Source organism: Bradyrhizobium sp. TM239, from assembly GCF_036247985.1.
Classification (GTDB): Bacteria; Pseudomonadota; Alphaproteobacteria; order Rhizobiales; family Xanthobacteraceae; genus Bradyrhizobium; species Bradyrhizobium ottawaense.
In genome coordinates this window covers 65,734-78,716 of record NZ_BTIR01000008.1, presented here as the reverse complement: position 1 = coordinate 78,716, position 12,983 = coordinate 65,734, and the positions used below count along the sequence as shown (strand labels likewise).

Below are 12,983 nucleotides of genomic sequence, written 5' to 3'. Positions count from 1 at the left end.
CGCGATCCAGAATAACGAAGGCGGACCGGCCATGCCGGTCCGCTTTTTGATTCAGTTCGCTATTTGAGGTCAGGCGGCCCGACCGTCGTACATGCTGGAGATGATCTTCCAGCAGGTCGAATTGAGGCTGAGCAGCGCGCGCCCGGCCGTGAAGGGCGAAGCCGCAAGATCGGCGAGTTCCGCCTCGGGCGTCCTGGCGAGATCGATCGTGCCGGTCGATTCGCCATGACGGAAGGCCAGATGCGCCCCGAACTTCCTGGCGAGGGCCCGCATCGCGTGATTCTCGGCGCCCGTTGTGATGCGCAGGCGCTTGTAGCCTTTCCAGCGCGCCTCCGCGATCAGGCGGCGGAACAGCACGGTGCCGACACCCTGACGCCGCGCGGAGGCTTCCACGCTGAAGGCGACTTCAGGCAAGGCCTCACCTTCCGGCGGATGCAGCTCTGCTGCACCACGGACCACGCCGTCGACGATATAGGCGACGATCACGGTGCCGTCCTCGGCGCAGCGGGCGGCGTAACGCTCGATGAATGAGTCGTCTAGAAAGCCGTTGAAACGGTCGTGCCGGCTTCCGGCATCGAGCCTCAGCAGATGATCGCGCAGGAGCGGCAATTCCTCCTGCTGGATCAAGGTCCGCACATAGCCTGGAGCGGTGCGGACGGTCTCTTCAAGTACCACGTCAAAACTCCTCTTGGTGTCCCTCGAGGAGGCGTTCGAATCCCTAGACCCCCTATATTGTGCATCGCAGCATCTTTTGCAAGACGAGGACCTGCCCAACTTAGAGGCACGGGAGACGACCAATTCGTTAATAAAATCAACGCCCCGTAGTCTTACAGGATAAGCTGGGTCTGGGTGACGACGGCGACCAGCTTGCCGTCCTCGGTCTCCAGCCGGGTGGTCCAGACCTGGGTCCGCCGGCCCCGATGGACCGGGGTCGCGGTGGCGATGACCGTGGTTCCCTCCCTCGCCCCGCCGATGAAATTGGTCTTGCTCTCCAGCGTGGTCGTGCCCTTGGCATCCTCAGGAAGGTTGATCACGGTCGCGGCCGCGCCGACGGAATCCGCCAGCGCCATCACCGCGCCGCCATGGATGGTGTGGTGAAGCGTGCAGAGATCGGGACGGACCGTCATGCGCGCGACCACGCGGTCCTTCCCGGCCTCGACGAACTCGACGCCCTTGAGCTCGGCGAACGGCATCTTCATCGCTTTAAGTTTCTCGAGCGGCGTCATCAAAAGTCCTCCCAATCGATTGTTGTCCCAGCGTGAATTGCTTCGGGCGGCAAAGCAATGACGTCAGAGGTCATGGCCGCCGTGACATCGCCGCGGCATTTGCGCATATGGAACGCCATGCGCCACTTCCCGCCCCGCCGCATCGTCTGCCTGACCGAAGAGACCGTCGAAACGCTGTACATGCTCGGCGAGCAGGACCGCATCGTCGGCGTGTCCGGCTACGCCGTCCGCCCGCCCCAGGTGCGGCGGGAGAAGCCGCGGGTCTCGGCGTTCGTCTCCGCGGACATTCCAAAGATCCTGGCGCTGGAACCGGACCTTGTGCTGGCCTTCTCCGATCTCCAGGCTGGCATCGTCGCCGACCTCGTGCGTGCCGGCGTCAATGTCCACGTCTTCAACCAGCGCGACGTCGCCGGGATTTTGGCGATGATCCGCACGCTCGGTGCGCTGGTCGGGGCGCCCCAACGCGCGGAGGAACTCGCGCAAGGTATGGAACTGCGCCTGGCGGGGATCGCCGCATCACCCCGCCCCTCGCCGCGGCCGAGAGTTTACTTCGAGGAATGGGACGATCCGTTGATCTCGGGCATCGGCTGGGTGTCGGAGTTGATCGAGATCGCCGGCGGAACGGACATCTTTCCGGAGCTGCGACATCAGCAAGCGGCGAAGGATCGCATCGTTGCGGCGGAGGCCGTGCGTGAGGCGGCGCCCGATGTCATTCTCGCATCATGGTGCGGCAAGAAGGTCGTCCCTGGCCGCATCTGCGCGCGCGATGGCTGGAGCGACATCCCGGCCGTCCGCGACAACCGCATCATCGAGATCAAATCGCCGATCATTCTGCAACCGGGACCGGCGGCGCTGACGGACGGGCTGGATACGATCGTGACGGCGCTGTGGGGATGAGCACAAATAGCGCGGCCACCGACACTCTCGTGTCCCGGACGCGCTGCAACGCCCCTGCGTTGCTGCGCAGAGCCGGGACCCGTCTCGCGACGGAGCACGGTGCGGAACGGACCCCGGCTCTGCAGCGCATCACGCCGCAAGTGCGGCGCGCCGCGCTGCGTCCGGGGCACGGCTTCCCTCACGTCACCGCATTCACCACCTGATATTCCGGCCGCCGCCAGACCTCGCCCGCGATCACCTCCTCGATGATCTCCGCCGCCTGCACGATCTCGCTCTCGCCAATGTACAACGGCGTCATCCCGAACCGCATGATGTCAGGCGCGCGGAAATCGCCGATGACGCCGCGCGCGATCAGGGCCTGCATCGCGGCGTAGCCGCCGTCGAAGGCGAAGGAGACCTGTGAGCCGCGGCGGTCATGCGCGCGCGGGGTCACCAGCTTCAGAGTCGGACAGCGGCGTTCGACTTCGGCGATCAGCAAGTCGCCGAGCGCCAACGAACGCGTACGGACCTCTGCCATATCGACGCGGTCCCAGATGTCGAGCGAGGCCTCCAGCGCCGCCATTGCCAGCACCGGCGGTGTGCCGACGCGCATGCGTTCGACACCGCCGGCGGCCGCATAACCAAGCTCGAACGCAAATGGCTTTGCATGCCCCATCCACCCCGACAGCGCAGCGCGCGCGCTGTCGGCGTGGCGCGGCGCGACGTAGAGGAAGGCCGGTGCCCCGGGGCCGGCGTTGAGATATTTGTAGGTGCACCCCGCCGCGAAATCGGCGCCGCTCCCGGCGAGATCGACCGGCATCGCGCCGGCGGAATGCGCGAGATCCCAGACCGTGACGATGCCGAGCGCATGTGCCATCGCGGTGAGCTTCGCCATGTCGTGGCGGCGACCGGTGCGATAGTCGATCTCGGTGATGTAGAGGACGGCGATCTTTTCCGACAATGCGGCCTCGATCTCTTCCGGCGCCACCAGACGCAATTGATGGCCGCGTCCGAGCGTCGCGATCAGGCCTTCGGCCATGTAGAGGTCGGTTGGGAAATTGCCGGTGTCCGACAGGACGACCTTGCGGGGCGCGTTCATGTCGAGCGCGGCGGCAAGGGCCTGATAGACCTTGAGCGACAGCGTATCACCCACCATCACCGAGCCGGCTTCCGCGCCGATCAGCCGGGCGATGCGATCGCCGACATGGCGCGGCTGCGCGTACCAGCCCGCGCTGTTCCAGGCGCGGATCAGCTCATTGCCCCACTCGGTCGTGATGACGCGGTTGACGCGCTCGGCCACGCCCAGCGGCAGCGCGCCGAGCGAATTGCCGTCGAGATAGATCACGCCTTCAGGCAGATGGAACAGGGCTTTGGTGTCGTCATAGACGCGATATCTTGTCATGGATATTTCTTGGGCATTTCTACAGAATTGTTCGCACACGCCAGAGTTCGGGAAACAGCTCGACCTCCAGCATGCGTTTGAGGTAGCTGACGCCGCCGGTGCCGCCGGTGCCGCGCTTGAAGCCGATGACGCGCTCGACCGTCGTGACATGGTTGAAGCGCCAGCGGCGAAAATAGTCCTCGAAGTCGACCAGTTTTTCGGCGAGCTCGTAGAGCATCCAATGCGTCTCCGGTGCCTCGTAGACGACGCGCCAGGCCTGCAGCACGCCTTCGTTGAAGCTGTGGGTCTCGCGAACGTCGCGCGCCAGCACCGCCGGCGGCATCTTGAGCCCGTTGCGGTCGGCGAGCCTGAGCACCTCGTCATAGAGGCTGGGCGTCGCCAGTTCGGCTTCGAGCAGCTTCGTCGTCTCCACATCGTGCGCGTGCGGCTTGAGCATGGCGTGGTTGCGGTTGCCGAGCAGGAATTCGATCAGCCGGTACTGGCGCGACTGGAAACCGGAGGACTGTCCGAGCTGCGAACGGAAACGGGTGTATTCGCTCGGCGTCATCGTGCGCAGCACGTCCCAGGCGTTGTTGAGCTGCTCGAAGATCCGCGACATCCGCGCCAGCATCTTCATGGCGGGCTGCACCTCGTCCCCCGCGATGGCACGGCGTGCGGCACTCAGTTCGTGGATGGCGAGGCGCATCCACAGCTCCGTGGTCTGATGCTGGATGATGAACAGCATCTCGTCATGCGCTTCCGACAGCGGATGCTGCGCACCCAGGATCGCGTCCAGCGCGAGGTAGTCGCCATAGGACATCCGCCGGGCGAAATCGGTCTCGGCCCCTTCGCTGGTGGGATCGTAATCGCTGGACGTCATGGACAGGCCCTTTCGATCGATCTTCCCCGGCTTTGCTCAGTCGAGGCCGATCAGGCGCGCGGTGATCGGCGATGACGGATCCTTCAGTCCGTCGATCACGGTGAAATGGTTGAGCCCGGGATCGACGACGAGGCGCGTCGGCACGTCGAAGCCGGTCCAGACATTGGCCATCAGGTCGGACTGACGGATGAATTCCGGCCGCTCGCTGCCGCCGACCCAGGCGGTGACGGGTGAATGCCCACGCGGCAAATGCAGCGCCGCGCTTTCGAGCGTCGCCTCCTCCATGGTCATGCGCAGCGTCTCGTTCATCTTCGTCTTCAGCAGCGGACGCAGATCATGCAGGCCACTGATCGAGAGCGTTCCGGCGATGCGGTTGTAGACGGCGGGCTCCAGCGGGCTGTCGTCGCACAGCATGCGCGTGACGAGATGGCCGCCGGCGGAGTGGCCGGCGAGCCGGATCGGCCCGGAGACGAGCGAGGCCGCCTTGGCGATCGCCGCAGCGATCTCGGCGGTGATGTCGCAGATGCGTGCGGTCGGCGTCAGCGTGTAGCTCGGCAGCGCCACCGTCCAGCCATGATGGCGCGCGCCTTCGGCGAGATCAGTCCAGGTCGATTTGTCGAAGCGCATCCAGTAGCCGCCATGGACGAAGACGACGAGGCCCTTGCCGTCGCCGTCGGGCAGGATCAGGTCGAGGCGCTGACGCTCGCCGGCGCCATAGGCGATGTCGGCGCGAAAATCCTTCAGCCCGGCGCGGTAGGCGGCCGCCCGCTCAGCCCATTGTCCAGGCATCTTGTCCGAGCCGGGGATGTGGGCCGAGTTGGCGTAAGCATCATCCCAATCGCGCATCGTAACTCCCAGAGGACTCGTCCAGCGAACCGGGCGCCAGTCTGCCACCGGTCAGGCCAGCATCCTAGTCTTTCTTTTAAGCTTAAAGCATCTAGCAGTTCGTGCCTTGGCCGAGCGACGATTGGTTGGGCACATTCCCCGGGCGCAGCGCAGCGTGCAACGATGCGCTGCTGAACCGGGGTCCAGCGCCTCTGCCGCAACATGGGTCCCGGCTCGGCGGCGCACCGCTTCGCGCTGCACCGCGTCCGGGACACCAGACCTTACGCCTTCTCCACCCCGCACCATTCCGCGATGAACAGCGCCATCGCCTTGGTCGTCTTCTTGAGCGAGGCCAGGTCGACGAACTCGTTGAAACCGTGCATCTCGCCGCCGCTGGCGCCGAAGCAGAGGCTCGGGATGCCGTGGTTGAGGCCGTAGAAGCGCGTGTCGGTCAGCGCGGTGAAGACGAGATCCTCTGGCACGCCGCCATAGACCTTGTCGAACGCCTTGCTGAACGCGGCCTCCGGCGCGGCGGCATCGGTCAGCTCATAGCCTTCCGACAGGAAGCCCGACCATTCGATCTCCGGCGGATTGTTGGCGAGGAAGCGGTGGTTGCGCGCCGCAGCGGCGACGCAGGCCGCAATCTCCTTCTGGTGATCGGCGATCGACCAGCCCGGCAGCACCGCGATCCGGCAGTCGACGTCGCACCAGGCCGGCACGCTGGAGGCCCAATCGCCGCCCTTGATGATGCCCGGGTTGAAGTTGATGGGATGGTTCAGCGTCTTGAAGTGCCTGTCAGCCTTGGCGCGCTCGTTCCATTCGATCTCGAGCTTTTGCAGCGCCTGGATCAGATGATAGGCGGCCATGATCGCGTTCGCGCCGGAGCCGGCAAACGCGACATGGGTCGGATGCCCCTTCACGCGCAGGCGAAACCAGATCACGCCGACCTGCGAGCGCACCATCTTGCCGCCGGTCGGCTCCGGAATGAAGCAGGCGTCCGCGCGGTAGCCGCGCTGCAGCGTTGAGAGCGCGCCGACGCCCGTGCTCTCCTCCTCGATCACCGACTGGAAGTGAATCCGCGCCGTCGGCTTGAGACCCGCGGCCTTGATCGCATCGAGCGCATAGAGCGCGCCGATGGTGCCCGACTTCATGTCGCAGGCGCCGCGGCCGAACATCTTGCCGTCCTTGATGACGGGCGAGAACGGCGGCGTGTCCCACAATTCCAGGGGGCCTGCGGGCACGACGTCGCAGTGGCCCTGCAGGATCAGCGATTTGCCGCCGTTGGTTTGCGGACGGTAGGTGCCCACCACCGAACGCGCCTTGGAGAAATCATGCTCGATCGGACCGAAGCCGCGCAGATCCTTGAGGTCGTCGACATCGATGTGCCAGTCGTCGACCTCGTAGCCGCGTTGGCGCAGGAGGTCGCCGATCATGTCCTGGCACGGCCCCTCCGCCCCACGGGTCGAGGGGATTGCAACGAAATCGCGGGTGGTGGCGAGCTGGGCCTCGAAGCCGGCGTCGACGGCGTCAAGAATCCTCTGCTGCGTTTCGGCATTCATCAGGCAACTCCAGGCATTCCAATGGTCCCAAGGAGTGCGCAAGCTAGCCGATTTCAGCCGTTCGGGTACTCCACAAAATATGCATCCCGCAATGCATCTTCGAGCAGGCGGCCTTCCGAATAGCCATTCAGCGTCGCAGGCCGCGTCACGCCGTCGAGCAGGCGCGGGCACGGCTCCGGCGCGCCGAGCACCGTACGCACCGGGATGCGCTCGGCATAGATCGGCAACGCATAGTCCTCGTCGTCGTCAGCAACACCCTTGGCCCGTATCTTGGCCGAGGCTTCCTCGATCTCCATCGCAATGAAGGATGTCGCCTTGATCTCCTGCGTGTTGCTGGCCCGCAGGCTCGCGGTGCGATCCGGGAAGAAGCGGTCGACCATAGCGATCACCGCGCGCTCCTTCTCCTCGGGGTCGGTGACGAGATAGGCGGTGCCGAACGCCATCACCGCGCGGTAGTCGGCGGAGTGATTGAAGCCGCAGCGCGCCAGCACGAGGCTGTCGAGATGAGCCACCGTCAGACACACGCGCTCGCCTTTGGTCTGGTTACGCAACATCCGGCTTGCGCTCGAGCCGTGCCAGTAGAGCTTGGTGCCCTCGCGCCAGAAGAAGGTCGGCGTGCAATAGGGCTGGCCGTCGATCGCATAGGAGACATGGCACAGCATCGAGGAATCCAGGATGCGATGGACGGTTTCGTGATCGTAGAAGCCGCGGTCGTGCCGACGCTTCACCTGGTTGCGCGCCGATGTCGGATAGGAATTGCTGGTCTCAGTCTGGCTCACGGCCGCTCCTGATCGGATTGGAATGATCCGAAGCAGTTGTAGCGGCGCATTTGGTCTGCGATAGTTCCAATTCCATGCGAAATATTCCGACCAATTCCCCCTCCTCGCCGGCCAAGTCTTCCTTGCCGACAAAGTCTTCCTTGCCGACAAAGACCGAGCTGCCGCTCGACCTTACCGGCCCGCACGTCACGCCAGGCGCCTCGTCCGCGCACCGGCTCTATCAGGCGCTGTGCGAGATGATCGTCTCCGGCCTCGTCAAGCCCGGCGAGCCGCTGCCGCCGTCGCGCACGCTGGCCGGGCAGACCGGCTTTCGCCGCAACGCCGTCGTCATCGCCTATGAGCGCTTGATCGCCGACGGCTTCGCCGAGGCGACCGTCGGCTCGGGAACGTTCGTCGCCGCGCGCATTCCAGCGCGCACGGCCGAGCCGAGCAAGCCGAAGGCCGTCGTCGAAACGCCGGGGCAAGGCGCGTTCGCGCTCGGCTGCACCCATATCGACGAACGCGCGGTGCAGCGCTTCCGCGCTTTCGTCGGCCGGCGCATGCGCGCATTCGGGTCGGAGCACCTTCACTATGGCGATCCCCGCGGCAGCCGCGAGCTGCGCGCGGCGATCGCCGATCATCTGTTGTCGGCGCGCGGGCTGCGCTGCGACCCCGACCAGATCATGCTGACATCGGGGACCCTGCACGCACTGCGGATCGTGCTGAGCGCGATCCTGAAGGCTGGCGACCAGGTCTGGTGCGAAGATCCGGGTTACCCCGCCGCGCGAAAAACCATCGCGCATTGCGGCTATCGCACCGTGTCCGTTCCGGTCGACGAGCACGGCTTGCGTGTCGCCAAGGGACGCACGGACGGCCCCAACGCGCGCGCGGCCTATGTCACGCCATCGCATCAATTTCCGCTGGGCGTGCAGATGTCGATGCCGCGGCGGCTCGAGCTTCTGGACTGGGCCAGGCAGGCGGGCGCTTTCGTGCTGGAGGACGATTACGACAGCGAGTTTCGTTATGACGGCGCACCACTGATGTCGCTCGCCGGCATCGACCGCCTCCAGCGCGTGATCTACCTCGGCACGTTCGCCAAGACGCTGTTTCCGGGCCTGCGCATCGGATATTGCGCCCTGCCCGAACGCCTGATCGCTGATGTGACGGCTGCGCGCGCGGCGCTCGACCGCTTCCCCGCCACGCTGATGGAAGGCGCGGTCGCCGACATGCTCAATTCCGGCGCGTTCGCCGCCAACCTCAAGCGCGTGCGAAAACTCTATCGCGACGCCCGCGATGTGCTGGCCGAAACGCTGGAAGCCGCATCCGATGGCGCGCTATCGGTGCCGGTGCCATCCCAAGGCCTGCATCTCGTCGCCCGATTCGATCGCTCGGTCGACCTTTCGGTGGCAGCGCGGGCCAAGCAGGCGGCCGGCGCGGAAGGCTGGCTCTTGGCCGACACCTATTCGCGCGCGCGCCCTCTGCCCGGCTTCGTGCTGGGATTTTCCGGCCACGCGGTTCCACAGCTGATCGCCGCCGCCGAACGGCTCGCAAGGGAATCGCGCGCCGCCCTGCGCACGAGGAACAAGACGGCCCGGCGGCCCTGACAAAGGTTCACTATCAGAATCGCGAGCCTGTCCTTACATTGCGGTATCAATGCCGGGATCTTTCGCCATGCTTTTCCGCCGTGCAGCTTGCCTCTCAGTCCTGATCTCCGCCGCGCTCGTGACGACGGCGCATGCCGTCACGGTCGGACGCGAGCAGGACATCGTCGATCTCAAGCTTGGTCAGCGCGTGCAAGTGGATGACGGAACCTGTCCCGCCGGACAGGTCAAGGAAGTGCGCGGAACGAAGATGACCGACAAGGGCGTCGCGCGCACCAGCGCCTGCGTGCCGCGGTACGGTCCGAAGACGAAATAGTTACTGCTTCGCTGGATCGAACATGCACTGCAAGGTCGGCTTGGCGATCTTGGTGAAGGTCGGACCGATCTCGCCCTGCTTGGACGCCGGCACCCAGTCGGTCTCGATGGTGGGCACGCCAGTCTCGCTGATGCCGCGCAACAGCGCTTCGCGCAGATCGCGGTCCTCGACGGCCGCTGCGGCGTGATCGTGCAGGCAGCCGCAGACTTCCTCGGGATGTTCCCAACGCCCGAGCATCCGCGGCGCGCACTGGCGCACGAACTCAGTGCGGGGATCCGGTAACCTCGAGGGCGCGCGCACCTGCGCCTGGGCGGCACTGATCGTCAGAACGGACACGAACGCAGCGGCGCAAAATCGAACGATCATGACGGCCTTTATCGGCTGATTTTCTTGTTGTTGATCAGAAGCGCGCGGCAACCACGATCGACTGCGACGCCGTGGGGGTGATCGGCGAGCCGCTGTACTGGAAGGTGCCGACACCGGGGAGACCGCCGTCCGGCGCACCCGCGAACGAAGAGCCTGCGATCACCAAACCGAAGGCAAGGATGAAGCTGAGCGCGCGCATGGTCTTGTCTCCGAATTCCGTGGCCGGCGATGCGCCGTCGTTCGTTGTGAAGCTGATAACCATGGGCGGTTTCGCGCGTGATGCGCCAAAAGCGCAAAATGGTTTCATCTTGCGTGAGAATTGTTTCATCCCGCCCGAGACGACGACACAATTCTCCGAAAACACCAATCTTTTCAGATGGGTCTCGCCGCAGCTCAAAGTAGCCTGCCAAGTTCCGGCTGCGGTGCGCGACCACACCAGACGCAGCCGCCGTCATGCTCCCGCCTTACCCGCTTCACACGCATTTTACGTTTTTCTGCTGAATGGAGCGGCAAACGAAGGCTGGGTCGAACCGAGGGCACGTCGGCCGCGACCCAAGCCATCGAAGCCAGGACGCCCGGATCACCGGGCGCGTTCACTTGAGGGATGGCCATGATGGTGGCGCAAGATCGCGCAATGTCGCGCGAGGCGAACCAACGGACGGACCGCGGAGATCAACGGTCGAATCGCGTCGCTTCAGCCGGCGCAATGGCGTTGCAGTCTAGCCGCGGCTTTGAAGCCGCGCCACAAGCGTTCGTGCGGCTGACCGGCTCGCACCTTGTCAAACCGCAGGCCAGCCGCGCTGAGTGAAACGCTAGCGCGTCACTCCGTGAAGAACTCGCCGCACTTCTGGACGTTTGCGTCCGCCGGTCCCCACGGCATGATCGGCACGGTCGAGGTCGAGTTCTTCGGCGAGCCCTCGATCAGCCTGTCCGAATAGACCATGTAGACCAGCACGTTGCGCTTGGTGTCACAGCCGCGCACGATCTGCATCTTCTTGAAGAACAGCGAGCGGCGCCTGCGGAACATGTCGTCGCCCTGCTCCATCTTGGTCTTGAACTTGATCGGGCCGACCTGGCGACAGGCCAGCGAGATGTCCGAGACCTCCTCGGCAAGGCCCAGCCAGCCCTTGAAGCCGCCCTTCTCCGGTACGGTGAAATGACAAGCGACTCCCTCGACTTCGGGATCGTCGAGACCATAGGTCGCGAGCTTGTCGTTCGGACTCATCCATTTGAACACGGTGGAGCGGCGGAAGATCAGATCGGGCTCGTCGGCAGCCGAAGCGGACGCCGCCGGCACGACCAGGGCAAGGAGGAAGAAAGCTAAGCCTTTCAAGCGGATGCCGGAAAGACCGAGGAAACGAGATGACATGAAGTTCTCCGGTAACAAGTCGCCACAATGTAGGTATGAGGCAGCCGCTCAGGAAGACAACGGACAGACGAGCGCGGCCGCCGTTTACCGCTCCGTGAGGCTTTTTTGCTACGACTTGGACAAATGTAGCTGATGGCAGAACCGCCCTGCTGGTGAACGCGTATTCCCTCTGCGAGACTAACTTCTGATTTGGATTATGGATTCGAGGATGAACAGCGTGAACGGGTCGGGTTTTTCTGCCAAGCCGGCGCGGCTGTGGCAGGTCGCCATTTTGACGGCGGCGGGTGCGATCGGCACGACCAGCCAGGCTGACGCAGCATTTTATTATTGGACGGATTATTCCGACGGGTCCTATTACGCCCGGCAGGACCGGCATCCCGAGATACCGCGCCAGAAGCCGCAGAAGCGCGGCGCTGCCGTGAAGAAAGAGGCTGTCGCCGAGAAGGAAGCCGGCACCAAGCCACAAGGGCCGCTCGTCATCGTCGTCTCGATCGACCGGCAAAAGGTCACGGTCTACGACACCAAGGGTGTGTTCGCGGAATCTCCGGTGTCGACAGGCATGAAGGGCCATTCGACGCCGATGGGTGTGTTCAGCGTCATCCAGAAGCACAAATTCCACCACTCCAACATCTATAGCGGCGCGCCGATGCCGTACATGCAGCGGATCACCTGGTCTGGTGTCGCCATGCATGCCGGCGTGCTGCCGGGCTATCCGGCCTCGCATGGCTGCATCCGCATGCCGATGGCGTTCGCGGTGAAGATGTGGAACTGGACCAGGATGGGCGCGCGCGTCATCGTCGCGCCCGGCGAGATGACGCCGCACAGCTTCTCCCATCCCCTGCTCGCCTCCGTGCGCGTGCCGCCGCAGCCTGCCGCCAACCTGGAGCCGCAGACCAATGTCGGCGACAAGGCCGACAAGGGCGCCGCGGTAACCAAAGCCGCCGACACCAAGCCCATCGAGACCAAAACTGCCAGCGCCGACAGCGTGCTCGAGCTGCGCACCTCCGTCGGACACGCCGTGACGTCGGATGTGACCACGGGCAATGCCTCAGCCCGCGAGGAAGCCGCCGCACCGGCCGACAAGGCCAAGACGGCCGAGGCATCTGACACAGCCAAGCCGCAGTCGGAGGAAGCCGCCAAGCCGGCTGGCGACGACAAGCCCGCCACCGACAAGGTCGAAGCCGTCAAGGCCGAGCCGGCCAAGACCGAAGCCGCGGACTCCGCGAAGACGCCCGATGCGCCGGCTGCGCTCGCCGCCTCGCCCGACGCGAAGAAGGACGAGAGTCGTGTTGCCGAACCGGCGGCCGCAAAACCAGAAGCGCCCAAGCGGGCCGGCCAGATCGCCGTCTTCATCAGCCGCAAGGATTCCAAGCTCTACGTGCGGCAGAATTTTGCACCGCTGTTCGAGGTGCCGGTGACGATCGCCACCAGCGAGCGGCCGCTCGGCACGCATATCTTCACCGCCGAGCTCGACAAGTCCGATTCCAATGCGCTGCGTTGGTCGGTGGTGTCGCTGCCGGTCTCCGCCCGTTCGGCGGCCCGCGAGGACGACGGCCGGCTCACGCGCCGCCAGCGTGGCGCTGCCGTGATCCCCGTTGCCGCCAAGCCTGTGACCGCCAAGCCGGTAGTCACCCCCGATAGCCCTGCCGAGGCACTCGACCGCATTGCGATCCCTGCGGACACCATGGTGAAGATCAACGAGATGCTGACGTCGGGCGGCTCCATCATCATCTCCGACCAGGGCATCAACCAGGGCGAGACCGGCGAAGGCACCGACTTCATCGTCCGCCTGTACTGACCTGTTTCACGGCGCCCCGATAACGCGG

The 12,983-nt window shown here is 64.9% G+C and carries 14 protein-coding genes; 4 read left to right on the top strand and 10 right to left on the bottom strand.

Annotation, left to right across the window (positions count from 1 at the left end; all coding sequences use genetic code 11):
* Positions 1-69: 69 nt before the first annotated feature.
* Both AABA84_RS14035 and AABA84_RS14030 read right to left on the bottom strand, forming a co-directional pair.
* Positions 70-675 carry a GNAT family N-acetyltransferase gene (locus AABA84_RS14035; RefSeq protein ID WP_338312320.1) on the bottom strand — a complete coding sequence of 202 codons (606 nt, stop codon included), beginning with the start codon at positions 673-675 and terminating at the stop codon, positions 70-72.
* A gap of 152 nt (positions 676-827) precedes the next feature.
* Positions 828-1,226 carry a PaaI family thioesterase gene (locus AABA84_RS14030; protein ID WP_338312319.1) on the bottom strand — a complete coding sequence of 133 codons (399 nt, stop codon included), beginning with the start codon at positions 1,224-1,226 and terminating at the stop codon, positions 828-830.
* Positions 1,227-1,343: 117 nt separating this feature from the next.
* Between AABA84_RS14030 and AABA84_RS14025 the strand changes: the two genes are divergently transcribed.
* Entirely contained in the window at positions 1,344-2,123 is a 780-nt protein-coding gene (locus AABA84_RS14025) for a cobalamin-binding protein (protein ID WP_212245250.1), read from the top strand.
* A gap of 178 nt (positions 2,124-2,301) precedes the next feature.
* Here AABA84_RS14025 and kynU read toward each other — a convergent pair whose 3' ends face one another.
* The 5 genes from kynU to AABA84_RS14000 form a co-directional block, all read right to left on the bottom strand.
* Positions 2,302-3,504 carry a kynureninase gene (gene kynU / locus AABA84_RS14020; protein WP_338312318.1) on the bottom strand — a complete coding sequence of 401 codons (1,203 nt, stop codon included), beginning with the start codon at positions 3,502-3,504 and terminating at the stop codon, positions 2,302-2,304.
* A gap of 19 nt (positions 3,505-3,523) precedes the next feature.
* Positions 3,524-4,363 (bottom strand): tryptophan 2,3-dioxygenase, encoded by an 840-nt coding sequence (gene kynA, locus AABA84_RS14015; RefSeq protein ID WP_338312317.1) that lies wholly within the window; start codon positions 4,361-4,363, stop codon positions 3,524-3,526.
* A 36-nt stretch (positions 4,364-4,399) separates the two neighbouring features.
* Positions 4,400-5,209, bottom strand: a complete 810-nt coding sequence (locus AABA84_RS14010) for an alpha/beta hydrolase (protein ID WP_338312316.1) — start codon at positions 5,207-5,209, stop codon at positions 4,400-4,402.
* A 260-nt stretch (positions 5,210-5,469) separates the two neighbouring features.
* Complete coding sequence (locus AABA84_RS14005) at positions 5,470-6,747, bottom strand: ArgE/DapE family deacylase (protein ID WP_338306856.1); 1,278 nt, start codon at positions 6,745-6,747, stop codon at positions 5,470-5,472.
* A gap of 53 nt (positions 6,748-6,800) precedes the next feature.
* Positions 6,801-7,526, bottom strand: a complete 726-nt coding sequence (locus tag AABA84_RS14000; protein WP_338312315.1) for a pyridoxamine 5'-phosphate oxidase family protein — start codon at positions 7,524-7,526, stop codon at positions 6,801-6,803.
* 74 nt (positions 7,527-7,600) lie between these two features.
* Between AABA84_RS14000 and pdxR the strand changes: the two genes are divergently transcribed.
* Both pdxR and AABA84_RS13990 read left to right on the top strand, forming a co-directional pair.
* Positions 7,601-9,109: a MocR-like pyridoxine biosynthesis transcription factor PdxR gene (gene pdxR, locus AABA84_RS13995; RefSeq protein ID WP_338312314.1), complete on the top strand. Its 1,509-nt coding sequence runs from the start codon at positions 7,601-7,603 to the stop codon at positions 9,107-9,109.
* A gap of 67 nt (positions 9,110-9,176) precedes the next feature.
* Entirely contained in the window at positions 9,177-9,422 is a 246-nt protein-coding gene (locus AABA84_RS13990) for a DUF6719 family protein (RefSeq protein ID WP_212244637.1), read from the top strand.
* On the opposite strand, the gene AABA84_RS13985 is transcribed toward AABA84_RS13990, so the two are convergent.
* The 3 genes from AABA84_RS13985 to AABA84_RS13975 all read right to left on the bottom strand — a co-directional run bounded on the left by AABA84_RS13985 (position 9,423) and on the right by AABA84_RS13975 (position 11,157).
* The gene (locus AABA84_RS13985) at positions 9,423-9,788 is read right to left on the bottom strand and encodes a hypothetical protein (RefSeq protein ID WP_212244645.1); all 366 of its coding nucleotides are present in this window, start codon (positions 9,786-9,788) and stop codon (positions 9,423-9,425) included.
* Between the two features lie 34 nt (positions 9,789-9,822).
* Entirely contained in the window at positions 9,823-10,224 is a 402-nt protein-coding gene (locus AABA84_RS13980; protein ID WP_338312313.1) for a hypothetical protein, read from the bottom strand.
* A gap of 384 nt (positions 10,225-10,608) precedes the next feature.
* Positions 10,609-11,157: a CreA family protein gene (locus AABA84_RS13975; protein ID WP_212244647.1), complete on the bottom strand. Its 549-nt coding sequence runs from the start codon at positions 11,155-11,157 to the stop codon at positions 10,609-10,611.
* A 208-nt stretch (positions 11,158-11,365) separates the two neighbouring features.
* Here AABA84_RS13975 and AABA84_RS13970 point away from each other — a divergent pair, with 208 nt between their 5' ends.
* On the top strand, positions 11,366-12,955 hold the full coding sequence (locus AABA84_RS13970; protein WP_338312312.1) for a L,D-transpeptidase: 1,590 nt from the start codon (positions 11,366-11,368) through the stop codon (positions 12,953-12,955).
* Positions 12,956-12,983: the final 28 nt, after the last annotated feature.